Source organism: Comamonas sp. Y33R10-2 (assembly GCF_019355935.1).
Lineage (GTDB): Bacteria > Pseudomonadota > Gammaproteobacteria > Burkholderiales > Burkholderiaceae_C > Comamonas.
Genome location: NZ_CP079925.1, coordinates 3,563,235 through 3,580,783, shown reverse-complemented (window position 1 = coordinate 3,580,783; position 17,549 = coordinate 3,563,235). Strand labels below are relative to the sequence as shown.

Sequence of the window (17,549 nt, the reverse complement as noted above, 5' to 3'; positions counted from 1 at the left end):
GGTGAGCTACCCAAAACCCGAGCAGCCCGAATACGTCCAGTTCTGCAAATAGATTCAAGATAAAAACCCGGATGTGCAGCATATTGAGTTAACGCTCAAACGCTCAAAACTCTTGCGCTATTCAACGAATCTGGCAAACCAGATCATCTTCAGGTGCAAATACCCAGATTTTTTTGCAACCTGCAGACGCTTGTATCCCCGCAGTAAATTCTGAAAACGCCGGCATGCTTAGATGGGGAGGCGAATACGCCAAAGCAGGTAACTTCTTGCTACTGCCGTCCACACGCGCCGCGCAATGGATATGACCATGAATGTTAAGGCTGTTGTGCGTAGATAGCTCTGGCGTTGTCAATGGCTCGTGACTTAGGTAAACGCCATCAATTTGCAGATTCTTATGCACATACTGAAGTGTCAGATCTACAGGTTGAAGGTTTCGGTCATGGTTGCCCAAAATCAACTCAAAGACAGTGCCGGGGTGGCTCTGAACTAAGTCATTCCAAGTCTGTACCGTGCCTGGCCCCAATATCCGGCCATGCACCAGATCGCCGAGGACCACACAGCGTTGAGGTTGAAAGTATTGCAGCAGGTGTTCTAGCCTTACCAAGTCGCTTTCCTGCACGCGCTGGGGTACGCCAATGCCAAATTGGCGAAATGTATCGGCTTTGCCCAAATGCACGTCGGCGATCAACAGCATTGACTGTGCCGGCCAGTACAGCGCCCGCTGCGAATGGGCAATAAAACGGTGGCCGCAAAGGGAAATGTCCAGCACTAGGTTTCGCCCAATTTCTGGGCGGCTCGACGTATTCGCTCTGCCCAACTTTCATTGCTCAATTGGCCGCGCATTGACTCTGCCCAAAGAGAAAAAGAAAACGGTGTGTGCTTGGGTGGATGGGTGATAACGATGTTCTGGCGCCTCAAGTTTTGCAAACACTGCTGCAATTCGCCAAGGTGAAGATCGCGCTCTATCGCTTCTGATTGGGCCGCTACAAGTAGCAGGTGCTTGGGGTCATATTTGCTAAGCACATCAAACAGCAAACCTGCGGAGACCTGCAACTGCCTTGTATTGAAGCTCATGCCGGGAATACGTGCGTTAAGCAGCCCCGCAATCTGCGCAATTTCGCGAAATCGCCTTCTGGAGATCTCACTAAAATTCACCGCCAAAGCCAAGTCTTCCTCTAGTTTGTCCGTGCTCAATATTGCACTCCAGTCCAGTGTCTGCACATCGATTTTGACGCTTGGCACCAGCATTAACCCCATGTGATTGCATGCCCACGCAAAGGTGTTTTTTTGTTGCACTGAAAGCCGCTGAGCCAGTAACAGCGCTAACCCTTCATGCAGCACACGGCCAGCGAATGGGTAGATAAACCAAGCCTGACCTAAAGATGCAGTGCCAGCCTGGCGTCTACGCGCAGGGCCTGTGGCGATGACTTCAATCAGAAGTTCATGCTCAGAGGGGACATGGCTGCGACCAGCTTGTAATTGCAGCAAGGGCTGCAAATACAGCATCTCCGGCGAGCTTTGCTTAGACACGCTGCTGGTCGATTGGGCCAGTAACGCTTTCATACGCTGCCCCACTTGGGTGGAAAACGGTAAAAAGCCTCCCGTCCAAGACGGTGTCACCGTGCCCGCTTTGGACGATTTGCGAACCCAAGCGGTGAGGTTTTCTACCCGGAATAGCTCTAAGCTGCGTCCCGCAAAGTTAAAGACATCTCCGGGTGACAGTTTGCTGATAAATCCTTCTTCTACGCTGCCCAGCCGAGCACCGCGCAAAAACTGCACTTTGACCATGCTTTGCTCGGCAATCGTACCAATGGCCATGCGCTGCCGGCGCGCGACTTTTTCGTCAGCGGGGTAGTAACGCTTGTCTTCGCCACGCACCAAGCGACGATACTGCGGATAGGCATCTAGGGCTTGGCCGCCATAGACCAAAAAATCCAGCACCTGTTGCCACTGGGAGTCGCTCAGTTGCGCATAAGACGCGGTGGTGCGCACTTCGCCCAGCAATTCGTCACGATCAAAGCCACCCACCAATGCCATGGACATGGTGTGCTGACTCAAGACATCCATGCACAACTGCAAAGGCGTACTTCGTTCAAATTTCTGGGCTTGGGCTAAATCACGCGTGGCGGCAAATTCACACATATCCATCGCCTGAGTGGCCACGGTGGTGATTTGCACCGGTAGGCCGGGGCGGTGTTTGGCGCGTCCTGCCCGTTGCACAGTGCGAGAAACGGAATGCGCGCCGCCAATTTGTATGACCAAGTCGACGGCGGGAAAATCTACACCTAAATCCAAACTACTGGTGGCGATCACGCAACGTAGGCTTTGCTGACGCAGAGCATTTTCCACTTCAAGGCGCATGGATTGATCGAGTGAGCCATGGTGAATCGCAAGCATTTTTTCTTCCAACGGCCACACGGATGATAGTGCTGTGAACCACAGCTCAGCCTGAGCGCGAGTGTTGGTAAAAATGATGCTGCTTGTCTTGGCAAGTACCAGCTTGAGCACTTCGCCGATATTCGATAACCCCAGGTGACCGGCCCACGGTATGCGCACGGATTGCGGCGGGATAAGCGTTCGAAAATCAAACTTTTTGACGCGAGAGTCTTGGACGATGTGCAGGTCCTCGGCGCGACGCTCTCGCACCAGCACATCCATGGCTTGCTCCAGATTGCCAATGGTCGCTGACAGCCCCCATACCTGCATCTGAGGAGCCAAACGCCGCAGACGCGCTAAGTTCAGTTGCAGCAAGACGCCACGTTTACTGGGCAGCAACTCGTGCCATTCATCTACCACCACGCACTGCAGCGTGCGAAAGCTGTCACTGCCCGCTTCGCTAGTGAGCAAAATGGCCAGCGACTCTGGCGTCGTCACCAGCAATTGCACTTGCCCTTTTTTTGCAGCATTACGGTCTTTGGCGCTCGCATCGCCCGTGCGCATTGCGGTGCGCCATTGAGGTAGTAGGGCTTCTAAAGGGTGAAGCAAATTTTTTGTGGTGTCGCTAGCAAGCGCCCTCAGCGGGGTGATCCACAAAATGCGCACGCCCCGTTGCGGACCTGAATCGTTTGATGAATGAAGCGCTAACGCTTCAATGAGGGGGCCGCCGATGGCCGCCAACGTTTTGCCGCTTCCGGTGGGAGCGCTGATCAAACCGCTTTGACCATCCGCATAGGCTTGCCACGCTTGCTGCTGAAATCGCGCAGGAGCAATGCCTTGGGCTTTAAGCCATTCCAGCCAGCGAGACCGAGCTTGTGCCCAAGCTTTTTTCGCGATGGAAGTTTTTGGGTTGGGCTGCTGCATCGAAGGTGCTTAGTCTTTGCACAGTGCCAGCAACGCGCTCAAGTGATCGGCCTGGGCAGCAGTTTTGTCATCACGCATACGCACAATGCGCGGAAAACGCACCGCAACACCGGACTTGTGGCGGCTAGATCGGTTCACAGCTTCAAAGGCGATTTCAAACACTTTCTCGGGCTGTACCGAGCGCACAGGTCCAAAACGCTCTATGGTGTGGCTGCGAATCCATTTGTCCATGGATTTGAGCTCTGCATCGGTCAATCCCGAATATGCTTTGGCGATGGGGACCAAAGCACCTGTGTCGTTCCATACCGCGAAGGTGTAGTCAGAGTGCAAGGTGCTTCTTCGGCCACTTCCGCTTTGCGCATAGATAAGCACAGCGTCTATGGAGTACGGGTCGACCTTCCATTTCCACCATGCTCCACGCCTACGCCCTTCTAAGTAGGGAGCGCAGCGCTGCTTAAGCATCAAGCCTTCAGCATTACGTGAGCCCGATAGTTCTCGCAGTCCATGCAACTCCTCCCATCTTTCAAACTCCACCTCTGGAGAGATTTTTAGCTGCGGAGTGGACATGCTTGAAAGCAGATCTACCAATGCTTGCCTGCGCATTTGCAAGGGTCGATTTCGCCAGTCAATGCCATCTAACTCCAAGAGGTCATAAAACAAGATGTGTACTGGAACTTGTTTTTGCAGCTTAGGGCTGGGGCTTCGTTTTTGAATGCGCTTTTGCAATGCCACAAAAGGTCGTGGTGTGGCGTTTTCTGCATCCCATGCCAGCAACTCACCATCAAGCACCACCCCGACAGGCAGATGAAGCGCTTGCATTTCCAGCTCAGGAAAGCGCCCATCCAAACGTTCTTCCCCACGTGACCATAAATACGCAGGCACTCCTTCACGGCGCACGAGCTGAACTCGGATGCCGTCCCATTTCCACTCAGCTTGCCATTCGGACTCAAGGCCCAAGCTGCTTAAGTCATCTTGAAGGGGCGAAGCCAAATAAAACGGATAGGGTTTGTTCAGCACCAAGGCACTAGTGTCAGGATGCATCAATGCGTCATAAGCGGCAGGTGTAGGCATCCACTCGCCAATCAGGCGATGCGCCATATCTGCAGAACTTATGCCTGCCAAGGGCGCCAAGCTGGTTTGCAACATGCGTTTAGACACCCCCACGCGCAGGGAGCCGGTGAGCAACTTGTTGAGCACAAACCGTGGCCAAGCATCCAGTTGCAGCCATGCCGACTGAATAGCTTGCTTACGAACGGTTTCGGGCTCGTGCACCAAAGGCAGCAAGAAGCCTTCAATCCATTGCAACAAAGTGCTGTCATTGTGCGGAACCTGCCAATTTGCCTGTCCCTGAAATTGCACGCACTCCATCTGCACTTGCTCTCTTTGAGCTTCAACCAGCAGCGCCAAGGTCTCGCCCAAATCACCGACTTGCCGGTAGCAATCATCCACCATCCAATGCGGCAGTTTCACCAGCTCACCAAGCCAAGCGCGCAACTGCGTGGTGTTCGCAATGCGATTGCGGCCAGTATTGGTTTTGCCGCCCGAAATCACAAAAATAGCCCAGCTCGCTTCGGCGCTACTTACCTCAGAAAAATAGCGCTGGAGCGCATGTTCGCGCGCTTTGGTGCCAATGGCTTGATCAAGCGATTGGTATAGCAACGCGAACTGATTCATGGGGCAGGCGCCTCAACGACTACATTTGACTCAGCCAGCTCTTGCCCTTCTTCATCACCATAAACGGTGAGCAGGCGCTCGGCATGGAGCCCCAAGTTGTCCCGCAAATAAGGGATCAATAAATCAGTATTTCCGTGTGTGGCCAGCACACGCCGTGCACCGGTGGCTTGGATGGTGGAAATCAAGGTGCGCCAATCCACATGGTCAGAAATCACAAAGCCTCGGTGGACATTGCGCCGACGTCGATTGCCACGTACCTGCATCCAGCCTGATGCCATAGCATGCTCATAGGCTTTGAGGCGTTTGACCCATGCGGAATTCTGCGCAGATGGCGGCGCTATTACCAAGCGACCTGCCAAGTTGGTGTCCTCTGGCAACTCCAGCAGCGGCTGGCTGGACGCCATGGAAACACCTGCATCACGGTATACCTGCACACCGCGCACCATACTGCCGTGAAGCAGCACGGGTTGAGCTAGCCTGCCTGTGAGATGGGCCAACACGCGCTGGGCTTTACCTAAGCTGTAGGCATACAGCAGTGCTACTTTCCCATCTTGCGCGCACATATCGACCCATTGCACCAAACGATCTATTTCTAGGTATATGTTGGGCCAAGCGTAAATAGGGAAGGCAAAGGTTGCCTCGCAAATAAACACATCACAAGGCACGACCTCGTAAGGCGCACAAGTAGGGTCGGGGTCGCGTTTGAAGTCGCCTGTAAATACCCATACTTCGCCCTGATGCTCCACCCTCACCTGGGCCGATCCCAGAATGTGCCCAGCTGGGTGCAGCGACACTGTCACATCGCCGAACTTCCTTTGCTCACCATATTGCAGGAAATGATAATTTTGGGCGCCCAGTCGCCATTGCAAGATGGGGGCGCATTCTTGTACGCACCAATACTCATCCATGCCGGTATGCGCATGGTCTGCGTGACCATGGGTGACAAAGGTTCTGTGTACAGGCTTCCAAGCGTCAATATAGAAGTTTCCAGCTTGGCAAAACAGGCCACGATCCGTCAGCGTTATGAGATCTGGCATGAATAAATGCGAGAGCATCCATGATGATTGGTCGTGCAATTGTCCAAGCAAGTGAATACGCAGGCGTCAGGCATTACCGCGTTTAGACGTCAAGCCGAGTGGCCTTTCTAGTTAGCGTGGCTCTGCAGCACAGATCTCATTTGAGACGAACTCCTTTTTTGCAACAACGCCTAGCTAGATCCACATTGAGAGATGTATCAAGTGTTCAGAACTAAGTGCCATTAGTTCGAAACTGAGTGCCGATCAACGAAAAACGCAGTCAAAACCAACAAAAGTACAAAACTCAAGAAGAATCGACAACTGCGGTCAATTCTCTGAACCTACAAAAGGCCGGGAACTTTCTCCTTAGCACTCCCTCAAACAGAGTGCTAACATGAGATTCTTGGAAGAAAGGAAACCCGCAATGACAATCGCCTCCGGCTCCATTGCTACAGCCTTGGCACCCTCTAACCCTTGGGCGATGGTACCTCCGCTGGGCAACCTGGATGCCTATATCTCGGCCGCCAACCGTCTGCCCATGCTCACCCTTGAGGAAGAGCAGGCATATGCGCGTAAGCTTAAAGATAACAACGATCTAGATGCCGCTGGGCGTCTGGTGATGTCTCACCTGCGTTTGGTTGTGTCCATTTCACGCCAATACTTGGGCTACGGCCTGCCCCACGGCGACCTGATTCAAGAGGGCAACGTGGGCCTAATGAAGGCTGTCAAACGTTTCGACCCCGATCAGGGTGTGCGTCTGGTCAGCTACGCCATGCACTGGATCAAGGCTGAGATCCACGAATACATCCTAAAAAACTGGCGCATGGTCAAGGTCGCGACGACCAAGGCCCAGCGCAAGCTGTTCTTCAACCTGCGCTCGATGAAAAACGAGCTCAAGTCAGATGCTGCGATGGCTGACGGCGAACCCGTTATGCGGGAGACCCTCACTCCAAAAGAAATTGACGCTGTGGCTGCCAAGCTCAACGTCAAGCGCGAAGAAGTCATGGAGATGGAAACCCGCCTGTCGGGTGGCGACGTTCTTTTAGACCCTTCGCCCAGCGATGATGGAGAGCAGGCTTACGGCCCTATCGCCTACTTGGCTGATGCCAACCATGAGCCTACCGCCATGATCGAGTCACGCCAGCGTGACCATCTGGCAACGGATGGCTTGGCACTGGCGCTTGAAGGTCTGGATGACCGCAGCCGCCGCATCGTGGAGCAGCGCTGGTTGCAAGTCAACGATGACGGCTCTGGCGGCATGACGCTCCACGATCTTGCTGCCGAGTATGGCGTTAGCGCCGAGCGCATTCGCCAGATTGAAGTGGCTGCTATGAAAAAGATGAAAAAAGCGTTGGCTGAGTTTGCGTAATCACCAACTTGCGCCAACGGCTTTGAAAAGGCTGAAATGCTGAAGACAAAACCCGGATAATTTCCGGGTTTTTTCATTTTTGGCGTTGTCCTCACAATCATCAACGCGGACTGTCACTCCAACAAAACAAAAGAGACCTGCCATGCACAAACGCACTTTGAAACATCTGTCTCGCCACAGCTTGATTGCCGCAGGCACTGCTTTGATGACTAGTGCATTCACGCCAGCCGCGATGGCCGCAGACAACTGGCCCGACAAGCCCTTACGCCTGATTGTTGGCTTCCCGGCAGGCTCTTCACCCGACTTAACAGCTCGCGCACTAGCCGAGCCGCTTGAGAAGAAACTGGGGCAAACCATCGTCGTGGAAAACCGCGTGGGCGCTGGCGGCAACATTGCCGGTGAGTATGTGGCCAAGGCCGACGGCTACACCTTCAGCGTAATGATCAACGGCAACATGACCATTGCCAAAATGCTCAACCCCAGTGTGCGCTATGACCCCATCAAAGACTTGCAACCCGTCAGCCTGATTGGCGTAGCTCCGCTAGTGCTGGTAGCTCCTACATCTGCCCCTCAAGGCAAGGCTTTCTTTGAAGCAGCCGCTAAAGCTGGCGACCAATGGAGCTATGGCTCGCCGGGCGTTGGAACCGTGGGCCATTTGGGTATGGAGTTGCTTAAGAGCCGCTCAGCTATTAAAGCCGTGCATGTTCCCTACACCGGCTACCCGCAAGTTTTCAACGCCATTCAGGGCGGCGACTTGAAGCTGTCCATGCTGCCCCCCGCATTGGCCATGGCACAGATTCAAGCGGGCAAACTGCGCGGCATTGGCGTGACTTCTGAGGCACGCAGCCCACTGGCGCCCGGCCTGCCAAGCATGAAAGAGCTGGGCGTAGGCAACTTTGATCTGGAAATCTGGAATGCCGTAGCCGCACCCAAATCCATGGCTAAGGCTCATGTCGAAAAGCTTGCTGCTGCAGTTAGCGACATTGTGCGCACGCCTGAAATGCGCCAAAAACTCTCCATGCAAGGCTGGCAAGCCGTGGGCAGCTCGCCCGAAGGTTTGAAAAACCGCATTCAGCAGGATGTGAAGGCGCTGGGCACCATCATTCGCGATCAAAGCATATCCGCCCAATAATCGACCCCACTGAGGCAAATCGCGCCTCCTCTTCTGTCTTCTGAAGGGGGCCGATAGCCTCGCTGTGGGAGTGCTCTTGCTTGCTGCCTCTTTGTGAATTCATGCCAGCATTAATGGTATTGGCTTACATAGACCGCACATAGATTACGCTCTGAGCCATACCAGCTGTTCTATATCATGCGTTCGACAGGCATGCATTTACACTATCCCATCGGGCACATTTTTTAATAAGCGGCCCCGCAGTTTACGGAGCCCTCATGGACGCTGGTACCTGGTTCACGCAACTCAACGCTTGGCAAGTCATGGTGTTGGGGCTGGTTTTTTTCGGCGGCATTTATCTACTGGGCGGCCTGATCATGGGCACGCTCACTTCCACGCTTGCTCGACTTGGGATTGGCCAAGTGCTGGACACACGCCCTCTCAAGCCCGATCAGTTGCGCCGCGAATGGCGTCAGTCTTTTCATTCAATTTTGGTATTTGGCATAGGCATGATCGTGCCCTGGGGCTTTTTGCAACTAGACTGGGCACACTTGGATCCCAGCTCCAGCGCAGGCCGTATAGCGCTAGAAATCATCATTTTGCTGATCTGGAATGATGTGCACTTCTGGATCAACCACCGCCTGCTCCACACCCGCAGCCTCGTGCGCTTTCACGGTGACCACCATCGCTCTGTGGTGACAACACCCTGGTCCACCTACAGCTTTCACCCCATTGAGGCAATGATGCTGGGCAACATCATTTTGCTGCCCATGCTGGTGCATGACTTCTATTTCTGGTCTCTGGCCTCTGTGCCAGTCTTGAGCCTCATCCTCAACCTGATCGGCCACGCCAACTACGACTTTTTCCCCAAGGTGTCTGACACGCACCCGCTTGCCGCAAGCCGCCGCCATCATCTTCACCACGCACGCCCTGCGGGCAACTATGGATTTGCGCTGCCCTTCATGGATCAGATCATGGGCACCAAGGTCAAGACCGCCTACACCCGCGCACCTGCCGCTGAATGAGCCAACACCCCAGCCAGCGCATGCTGCCCACTTTGCGCCACTGGCGCGACTGGCAGTCCGTGTTCTATATGTTGATACTGCCGCTGATTGTCTGGTGGCAATGGGTGCATGGCTTCAACTTCATCCTCTACGGCATTGAGCTTTTTTTGACGCTAGGCATCGGCGTCATTCACCACAACCACACCCATGTGCGCATGTGGTGGGGCCGGTGGACGAACCGCGCTACTGACTACTGGCTCACCATGCTGCAAGGCCACCCCACTTTTGTGTTCTGGCCAGCCCATGTCGCCAACCATCACCGCTTTCGCCATGGCCCGCCTGATATGGCCCGCACCTACCGGCCCGAATGGGGCGGTGACACCAACCACCTCTGGGGCTACCTCATCCACCCTATTCAAGCCGGGCTGGTGCTGTACCCGCTGTTTATTCGCTGGGTGAACAATCTGCGCCTTCGCTGGCCCGGCGCATTCCGCTACTGCATGGGGCAGTACGCACTGTGGCTGGGTAGCTGGGGATTCTTTCTGTGGCTTGACTGGCAAAAAGCGCTGATCTTCATCATCGTCCCCCAACTGCACGGCCTGCACTGGCTGCTGGCCACCAACTATCTGCAGCACGCCCATGCCGATGGCAGGCCACTTTCCAGAGCGCAGCGCGCTACTCCCGGTATCGAGTTGAACTACGCGCGCAACTTTGAGGGGCTGGTCAACCCCCTGCTTTTTAATATTGGCCTGCACACCGCGCACCATGAATGCCCGCATGCCCACTGGTCTGACCTGACCACGCTGCATGAGCGCATTTACCGCCAGCGAGTTACACCCGCATTGAACGAGGGTGGCCTGCTGCCCTATATGGGTCGCGTGTTTGTATTGGGTCTAGTCTGGCCCGCGGCAAGAACCCAGCCGCAAATGCCAGCAGACGCTGTGGAATAAAACCATGACTTACGCAAATCAGGTTCAGACAAGCGCTTCGCCCCAAAGGCAGCAGTCCTTGGTGCATCCTTGTTTGCGTAAGCCGTAAAAACCTGTCGAGGATTTATGCCTGTTGCCTATTCAAACGTCTATCTTCAATCTGCCGGCATGTTCCTGCCCGGCTCTCCGGTGGATAACGCAGGCATGGATGCCTATGTGGCACCGCTGAACCGCATCTCCGGGCGCATCAAGCAACGCATCCTGGCGGAAAACGGCATCCAGCAGCGCTACTACGCCATTGATGGCGCTGGCCAGACAGTCTTCAGTAACACGCAAATGGCGGCAGGTGCCATTACAGAAACACTGGCGCTGGCTGGCAAAACGCTCGCTGATGTGGGCTATCTCTCCAGCGGCTCGTCGGGCGGCGATGCGCTGATGCCCGGCTTTGCCAGCATGATTCAAGGCGAGATGGCTGCGCCACCCATGGAAACCTTGTCTGTACACGGCGTGTGCGCAGCCAGCGTAGGCGCCATGCAGGCCGCCGCCATGGCGGTGGAAAGCGGCGCGCATTCACTGGCACTGTCTGTGGCCAGCGAGATGCCGTCGCGCCTGTTCAAACGCTCGCGTTTTGCCGCGCAGGATTACAACACCGACTTTGACGCCCACTTTCTGCGCTGGATGCTGTCCGATGGCGCAGGCGCCGTGCTGCTAGGCGGCCCCAAGGCCTTGCCGCAAGCCAACGGCCTGCGCCTCAAACTCAAATGGACTCATCAACGCAGTTTTGCAGGTGACTACCCAGTCTGCATGCAACTGGGCCTGACTCCAGACCGCAGCAAAAGCCACCTGGACTTCCCCGCATGGGGCGATGCAGAAGCCGCTGGCGCGCTGTCTTTGCGCCAAGACATCCGCTTGCTACCCCACCTGTTTGATGTCTGCATTCACGAGTATGCCGACCTTGCCCACAAGGGCTGGGTGCCCGAGCGCGGCATTGACCACTTTTTGTGCCACTACTCGTCAGAGCGCTTCATCCCCGTGGTCGATGACTTGCTGGGAAAAGCCCAGTTGAGCATCCCGCGAGACCGCTGGTGGAGCAATCTGGCATGGCGCGGCAACACCGGCGCAGCGTCGATCTTCATCATGATGTCGGAGTTTTTGCAAAAAGAAGGCAAGCGCCTGAAAGCGGGCGACACCGTGCTTTGCTTCATCCCAGAATCTGGCCGCTTCACTGCAGGCTACATGCTATGGGAAGTAGAGCTGGATACGCCCGTCCAACAAGCACTGCAGGCCAATTTCCCTCACAAAACGGCAAGCACTGAAATCATCGCTAACGATGCTCTGCCCGATGTCTCCACCATCGCGGCTCCTCACGACCCAGCTGCCGCACCGCAGCAACTGGCCCCGCTACTTACCGAGCTGGCCAGCATCTGGCAGGACTACCGCAGCAATGTCTGGCGCACACCGCTGCTGCGCCGCATTCGCACCCGCGAGCTGCAAAGCGCCGACTATGTGCGCTGGATGAGCCACTGGATTCCGCAAGTGCGCGAGGGTAGTTTGTGGATGCGCGAAGGCGCTGCATCGCTGACAGGCGACTATGCAGCGCTGGCCGGCTTGATCGATCTGCACGCCGATGATGAGCAGCATGACTTCAAGATTCTGCACAAGGATTATTTGACTGCTGGCGGCACTGAAACTGACATCACCCGCCTGCGCCGCAACCCCGGCGGTGAAGCGCTCAACGCCTATCTGCACGGCTTGGCCGCAACGCCTAACCCCATCGGCCTGCTGGGTGCCATCTACATCATTGAAGGCACGGGTCAGCGCATTGTGCCCAGCTTGCTGCCGCTGCTGCGCGCCGCCCTGCCCTTGCCGCCCGAGGCATTTCGATTCTTGGAATACCACGGCGCCAATGATGAGCACCACCTGGAGCGCTGGTTGATGGCCGTGCAATTGGCGCTGGACTTGGACACAGAAGGCACAGCCCAGCAAGCCATACTGCAAACGGCGCGCCACACTGCGGCCATGTATTTGATGCAGTTTCAGCATGTGCTGCCTGAATAAAAAATCTAGGGAGAAGACGGCCTGATGAAGAACGAATTCAACGACCATGTCTGGGACGAGCGCGACCCCAGCCCTTGGCTGGCGCTTTATCTAGACCAAAGCACACCGCTGCCAGATGATGTAAAAGCCGCTTGGCTGCGCGACTGCAGCAGCAGCTCGCGCCAGTTCTTTTTGCCTGCGATGCGGCCCATGGCGCGTCTGTCGATGATCCTCATTCAGGCGCTGAAAATCTTTCTGCCCAAGCGCTGGTCGCACTCGATTTTGCTGCACCGCATGCTGGCGTTTGGCATGAAGAAGTTTCTCTCACCAGAAGCCAACTGGCTCATCATGCGGCACTTTCATCTGGGCTCTCAGGTGCTGCAATTTGTGGCGGCTAACTCGCCCACCAAGGTAAGCACCTCGCCCTTAATGCCCATGGAGATTGATGATGTGAAGGAAGAACTCTTCCTCAAACACGACCTAAACCTTTTCAACTTTGTGATCCGCCTCAACAAGGCCCTGCGCGAAAACGGGCAAGAGCTGGTGCCCGTGGCCGAGCCTGATTTTTCGATGATTCACGAGCCCGCCCTCAAGCTCGAAGACATGCCGCGCGGGCGCTTCAACGTCATTGATCTGCAAAGCGCGATTGAGCTGTACACGCCCATCTACCAGCTGCTACTGACCGATAACGACTTTTGGCGTGCCAGCAACTCGCTGCAGCTCGATGAAACCCTCGGCATTTACTGCGCCAAAATTTTGGCCTCGCCTGAGCACCTCGTCTTGCTCAACAACAAGCACCCGATGGTGCCGGAATCCACGCTGTATGCAGCTTACAGACTGGTATTGCATGGTCTGTCCACAGAGATGCTGCATTCGCTGCTAGCGCGCATGGCCAACGGCGAGTTGCCCATTCCTGCACGTGAGCTGGCCAAAATGCACAAAGCCGCCGACACCGTGATGGAGCACAACGAAGCGCAAAGCTGATCCATGGACCCGCAAAGCAAGCGCATCACCCATGTTCGTATTGACGAGCACACCATCTGGCTTACTCTGAGCGATGGGCGTGAGCTGGCCGAACCTATCCAGCGCCATATTCGCGTAGAAAAAGCCACGCCCGCGCAGCGCCTGCAATGGGTACTGACCGACGATGACCACGGACTGAACTGGCCCGCACTGTGGCCACCCGCGCCAGAGGGCATGGTCAGCGTCTGGGCTATGGAGCAAGACCAGCTCTACCGCCAGGCGATGGACGCGCTGCAATCTGTGGGCTGGGACATCCGGCAGATTTCAACCACGCAATATGAGCTGGTCGCGCTGTGGCGCATGGAAGCCGATGTGAACAACGGCGGCTTTGTGCAGTTTCTCGGCAACTGGGGGTTTGAGAACTATCAAATGGCCTTGCAAGCGCTGCAAGCCATAGGGTCGACCGCGACCCGCGCTGGCTTGCAGAACATGTATGCCAGCGTGCAACGCTTGGAAGAAGCGCCCGGGGATATTGCCCTGTCAGACTTGCCGATGTTGCTGACAGAGGACGAACACGAGCGGCTTCAGAAGCTGGAAGAAGCCTTCTGGGACTACCCGGAACGGCTGGACAAACTGGTTGTCCAGCACTATGGACTGCGCGATGAAGTCTGACCCCAAAACAGCCCAAACTTATTCGCTGGCCTTTCGCAAGGCGCTAGTCGATGAGGCTTTGAACCGCACGCCCACCGGCGGCTTTCCTGAACTGGAAAAGCGACACCAGCTCAAGCCCGGCACTTTGTTTGGCTGGGTGGATGAATTAGGACCCACTCCACCGCCAGCGCCTTTCTCCGCCCTGCACTTCTGGATCGGCAACACCACGCTCAATGAAGAAGCGTTTGGCCAGTACTTTGCATACTCAGACGATTACTGGGCGCTGGAAGTCGAAGACATTGAAAGCGCTAGCCACGATGTCACCGGCTGCGGCTTTTGCCAGGACATATGCAGCCCCTACCTGTATGACGAAGACTTGCTGCTGGTCATCTGGCTGCCGCAAGCTGTCTCCATTGCAGAGATCGTGGGCCACAGCACCCTGGCCAGTGAAGAGTCCCTCGCGCAGATCATCCAGGCCTGCGCATCACAGGGCCTGCATCAGGCCAATGCCATGTTCGTCTATGCCGACCCCACCCAGCTCATCACCGCGCCAGACAAGCGCTACAACGGTCTTTCCTATCTCGGTCTTTTTGACGACTGAAGCCCGCCGCGCGGGACTTGCTTGACCCGTTCGCGCAGCAATGGCGGCAACTGCCGGGTTGCCTGATTGAGCCCCAGGATGCAGCTACCACACGCATCACCCACAGTGCAGTGGACGGTGACATCGAAATCGTGATGTTCACCCATCACGGAGCGTTCTCGGCAACGCGCTATGAAGAAGGCATGCTGCTGGATACGAATCAGCGCCTGCATGCTTGGATCAACGTGCGCAATGCGGCAAGCGAGCTGGTTCACCACGAGATCACTTGCAGCCCCGAACGCTTGGCAGCATTTCTGGACGAATGGCACATGCCCCCTGAACCTGCGCCAGCGACTACAACTCTCAAAACCATAGCAGACAATCCAGACAAACTGCTGACAGAAGGCATTTTTGATGCGATTGAGTATCGTGTAGAACTCAATCTGCTGGAAAAGCTGCCCGATGCACCGCAGGTACTGGAACAACTCAAACAGGATCTTGCACGGCTGGATGGCACACGCCTTGCCTCCTTCTGGCCACGCGATGCACGCGGACGGCTGGCACCGCGCACTACGATCATTCTGGCAGCCTATGGCCCTGCTACGCGCAAGCGCCCGGCATTGACGCACAGCAAGCTAAAGCCCGCCGTTTGATGCAGCAGGGCCAAATCAGTTCAGCCTGTAAACTTTATGGGGTTCAACTCAGTGAACACGTGCGCAAACTGGCCGCCGGCCAGTCTTTTATGCGCTTTTTTCCTGTCAACCTTGTATGGACGCAAGAGCTTCACCATGTGCTGCGGCAGCTCGCCCCTTGGCACTTGGCACCAGGCTTGGTCCGCATTCAGCAACACTTGGAAGAAAGCACACGCAAACCACCCCACCGGGTAGTTGGGAGCGCAAGCTATTCTGGTTTTCAGGCCAGCGCCAGCAAATGCGCTGGGGGCTTGGCGTGCACTTCGGTGCATCGGGTGCGCCAGAGCTCGATTTGATTGCTACGGCCTCCAATGAGCACTTTCCTAAACCCGACTGGAAGCAGCATCCCTAGCGCCTTGCGTGCTACACATCTTGCGGATCCCGTCCTGCCTCACGCCGCTTTCAAGCAGTCCTGCATCTGATCCGCCGGCATGGCGCGGGAATGCAACCATCCTTGAAAGAAATTGCACTCCAGCGACTGCAGCAACTCCAGCTGATCTTGGGTCTCCACCCCTTCTGCCACCACTTCCAATTCCAGGCTATGGACCATGCGCAAAATCCCCCCCACCAAGTGCGTGCGATGGCGAGATGGAAAGAGGAACTCACGCCCCAGTTTGACTCTTTGCACGGGCAGGTATTGCAGATAGGCCAACGAAGAATGGCCGGTGCCGAAGTCATCCAGTGCAATCGTCACCCCAAGGCGCGATAGCTGGCCCAGCACCTCCTTGGCGTGTTCACAATCCTGCATGGCCTGGGATTCAGTGACCTCCAGCTCCAGCCAGTGGGCGGGCACAGCATGGCGCAGCAGGCAGGAATGCACCAGCTCCACCAGATTGGACTGGCGCAGCTGATAGGCCGAAAGACTCACCGCCACGCGCAAAGGCGTCCCCTCCGCCAGCCACAGAGCAATCTGCTGGCATGCGGCATCCAGCACATAGTTGCCCAACGCCACAATCTGGCCCGATGCCTCGGCCACCGGAATAAAACGCGCCGGACTGATGTTGCCAAGCATCGGGTCATTCCAGCGCAGCAAGGCCTCGGCCCCCACAATGCCACCGCTTCGCACATCAACCTGGGGCTGATAGTGCAATTGCAGCCCGCCATAGCTCAGGGCAATTCGCAGACGATCGGCCAGCAGCACGCGCTCGGCCATTTCCTTGCCCATGCTTGGCTCATAGAACAAGGCATGACCACGGCCCTGCGCCTTGGCGCAGTACATGGCAATGTCGGCAAAGCGCAGCAGATCATCGCCCGTCTGCGCGTTCTCCGGGTACAGGGCAATGCCGATGCTGGCACCAAAATCCAGGGCCAGGCCTTCCAACTCAAAAGGTGTCGCCAGTGCGGCCAATATTTGCGTGCTCCAAAAGCGGGCACGCTGCGCGCATTCACCCACCAGCAGCACGATGAACTCATCGCCTCCCTGGCGGGCCAGCAGTCCATCGTTGCGCAACTGTTCCTTGAGGCGGTTGGCTACTTCCTTGAGCAACTGGTCTCCAGCATCGTGTCCATAGCCGTCATTGATGGCCTTGAAGTTATCCAGATCCAGTTGCAGCAAAGCCAGACTCTCGCCACTGCTTTGTGCCAGCCGGATTTGCTCGGCCAGTTCCTGCCCAAACTGCCAGCGATTGTTCAGCCCGGTCAGGGTGTCGCGGGTAGCCTGAAACTTCAGGCGCTGCTGCATCTGATTGATCTCGGTCACATCGCGTACAAAGGCCACGGCAATGCCCGCTTGCGCATCCCCAAAATAGCCCAAAGCGATATCCACCGGCACCGAACCACCCTGTTTGCGGGGCATCCACAGCACACCGCCCAAGCCCATGGCCCTGCGCGATGGCCGCGCGAAATAGCTTTGCATATAGCTGCGGTGCTTGACGTGCATATCGGCGGGCAGCAATCTGTCTATCAGATGCCCCTCCAACTCTTGACGCTCAAAGCCGGAAATCGCCTCCATCGCCGCATTGGCCACCACGATGCGCCCCTCGCGGTCCACCAGCAACAACCCATCCGGGGCCGCATCCAGCGCATCGCGCTCACGCCGAGTCAGCAAGGTGTCCATCCTCATCAACGCAGGCGGTTGAGCAGGGCCGGCGGGCATGCCCCTCTCCGTGATGGCCTCGGCCATAGGGTTCTTGCAAGAAGCAGACTGGGATTGCGCCATATGCAGACTCCTACATCCCACTCGCCAGCCCAAGCCTGGTGCCGGAGCTGCGCAAAGGGCGTATT

Annotated in this window: 14 protein-coding genes; 9 read left to right on the top strand and 5 right to left on the bottom strand. The window is 56.3% G+C overall.

The window, feature by feature from the left end; all coding sequences use genetic code 11:
• Positions 1–121: 121 nt before the first annotated feature.
• Genes pdeM through KUF54_RS16125 form a run of 4 tightly spaced genes read right to left on the bottom strand, consistent with a single transcriptional unit; the run spans position 122 to position 6,011 of the window.
• Positions 122–769 carry a ligase-associated DNA damage response endonuclease PdeM gene (gene pdeM, locus KUF54_RS16140; protein ID WP_219343771.1) on the bottom strand — a complete coding sequence of 216 codons (648 nt, stop codon included), beginning with the start codon at positions 767–769 and terminating at the stop codon, positions 122–124.
• A complete protein-coding gene (locus KUF54_RS16135; protein ID WP_219343770.1) occupies positions 769–3,300 on the bottom strand; it encodes a ligase-associated DNA damage response DEXH box helicase in 2,532 nt (843 codons plus the stop codon). The genes pdeM and KUF54_RS16135 overlap by 1 nt, the downstream gene beginning before the upstream one ends.
• A 9-nt stretch (positions 3,301–3,309) precedes the next feature.
• Positions 3,310–4,974, bottom strand: coding sequence for an ATP-dependent DNA ligase (locus KUF54_RS16130; protein WP_219343769.1), 1,665 nt, complete (start codon positions 4,972–4,974; stop codon positions 3,310–3,312).
• Positions 4,971–6,011: a ligase-associated DNA damage response exonuclease gene (locus tag KUF54_RS16125; protein ID WP_219343768.1), complete on the bottom strand. Its 1,041-nt coding sequence runs from the start codon at positions 6,009–6,011 to the stop codon at positions 4,971–4,973. Before KUF54_RS16125 ends, KUF54_RS16130 begins: the two co-directional genes overlap by 4 nt.
• Before the next feature lie 403 nt (positions 6,012–6,414).
• Here KUF54_RS16125 and rpoH point away from each other — a divergent pair, with 403 nt between their 5' ends.
• The 9 genes from rpoH (at position 6,415) to KUF54_RS17485 (ending at position 15,287) form a co-directional block, all read left to right on the top strand.
• On the top strand, positions 6,415–7,359 hold the full coding sequence (rpoH, locus tag KUF54_RS16120; RefSeq protein WP_219343767.1) for an RNA polymerase sigma factor RpoH: 945 nt from the start codon (positions 6,415–6,417) through the stop codon (positions 7,357–7,359).
• A 142-nt stretch (positions 7,360–7,501) separates the two neighbouring features.
• Positions 7,502–8,491: a tripartite tricarboxylate transporter substrate binding protein gene (locus KUF54_RS16115; protein WP_219343766.1), complete on the top strand. Its 990-nt coding sequence runs from the start codon at positions 7,502–7,504 to the stop codon at positions 8,489–8,491.
• A gap of 257 nt (positions 8,492–8,748) precedes the next feature.
• A complete protein-coding gene (locus KUF54_RS16110) occupies positions 8,749–9,495 on the top strand; it encodes a sterol desaturase family protein (protein WP_219343765.1) in 747 nt (248 codons plus the stop codon).
• Complete coding sequence (locus tag KUF54_RS16105; protein WP_219343764.1) at positions 9,492–10,424, top strand: fatty acid desaturase; 933 nt, start codon at positions 9,492–9,494, stop codon at positions 10,422–10,424. Before KUF54_RS16110 ends, KUF54_RS16105 begins: the two co-directional genes overlap by 4 nt.
• Before the next feature lie 105 nt (positions 10,425–10,529).
• A complete protein-coding gene (locus tag KUF54_RS16100; protein ID WP_219343763.1) occupies positions 10,530–12,461 on the top strand; it encodes a beta-ketoacyl-ACP synthase III in 1,932 nt (643 codons plus the stop codon).
• Positions 12,462–12,485: 24 nt separating this feature from the next.
• Complete coding sequence (locus tag KUF54_RS16095) at positions 12,486–13,424, top strand: hypothetical protein (protein ID WP_219343762.1); 939 nt, start codon at positions 12,486–12,488, stop codon at positions 13,422–13,424.
• A gap of 3 nt (positions 13,425–13,427) precedes the next feature.
• Entirely contained in the window at positions 13,428–14,075 is a 648-nt protein-coding gene (locus KUF54_RS16090; RefSeq protein WP_219343761.1) for a DUF4375 domain-containing protein, read from the top strand.
• Entirely contained in the window at positions 14,065–14,655 is a 591-nt protein-coding gene (locus tag KUF54_RS16085) for an immunity 22 family protein (protein WP_219343760.1), read from the top strand. The genes KUF54_RS16090 and KUF54_RS16085 overlap by 11 nt, the downstream gene beginning before the upstream one ends.
• Before the next feature lie 17 nt (positions 14,656–14,672).
• Positions 14,673–15,287: a hypothetical protein gene (locus tag KUF54_RS17485; protein ID WP_255576169.1), complete on the top strand. Its 615-nt coding sequence runs from the start codon at positions 14,673–14,675 to the stop codon at positions 15,285–15,287.
• 430 nt (positions 15,288–15,717) lie between these two features.
• On the opposite strand, the gene KUF54_RS16075 is transcribed toward KUF54_RS17485, so the two are convergent.
• On the bottom strand, positions 15,718–17,484 hold the full coding sequence (locus tag KUF54_RS16075) for a bifunctional diguanylate cyclase/phosphodiesterase (protein WP_219343759.1): 1,767 nt from the start codon (positions 17,482–17,484) through the stop codon (positions 15,718–15,720).
• Positions 17,485–17,549: the final 65 nt, after the last annotated feature.

Excerpts from the sequence above, each read along its gene's own strand:
- KUF54_RS16085 (WP_219343760.1), top strand. The coding sequence starts at position 14,065 with ATGAAGTCTGACCCCAAAACAGCCCAAACTTATTCGCTGGCCTTTCGC.
- KUF54_RS16105 (WP_219343764.1), top strand. The coding sequence starts at position 9,492 with ATGAGCCAACACCCCAGCCAGCGCATGCTGCCCACTTTGCGCCACTGG.
- KUF54_RS16075 (WP_219343759.1), bottom strand. The coding sequence starts at position 17,484 with ATGGCGCAATCCCAGTCTGCTTCTTGCAAGAACCCTATGGCCGAGGCC.
- rpoH (WP_219343767.1), top strand. The coding sequence starts at position 6,415 with ATGACAATCGCCTCCGGCTCCATTGCTACAGCCTTGGCACCCTCTAAC.
- KUF54_RS16125 (WP_219343768.1), bottom strand. The coding sequence starts at position 6,011 with ATGCCAGATCTCATAACGCTGACGGATCGTGGCCTGTTTTGCCAAGCT.
- KUF54_RS16130 (WP_219343769.1), bottom strand. The coding sequence starts at position 4,974 with ATGAATCAGTTCGCGTTGCTATACCAATCGCTTGATCAAGCCATTGGC.
- KUF54_RS16100 (WP_219343763.1), top strand. The coding sequence starts at position 10,530 with ATGCCTGTTGCCTATTCAAACGTCTATCTTCAATCTGCCGGCATGTTC.
- KUF54_RS16095 (WP_219343762.1), top strand. The coding sequence starts at position 12,486 with ATGAAGAACGAATTCAACGACCATGTCTGGGACGAGCGCGACCCCAGC.
- KUF54_RS16110 (WP_219343765.1), top strand. The coding sequence starts at position 8,749 with ATGGACGCTGGTACCTGGTTCACGCAACTCAACGCTTGGCAAGTCATG.
- KUF54_RS16115 (WP_219343766.1), top strand. The coding sequence starts at position 7,502 with ATGCACAAACGCACTTTGAAACATCTGTCTCGCCACAGCTTGATTGCC.
- KUF54_RS16090 (WP_219343761.1), top strand. The coding sequence starts at position 13,428 with ATGGACCCGCAAAGCAAGCGCATCACCCATGTTCGTATTGACGAGCAC.
- KUF54_RS16135 (WP_219343770.1), bottom strand. The coding sequence starts at position 3,300 with ATGCAGCAGCCCAACCCAAAAACTTCCATCGCGAAAAAAGCTTGGGCA.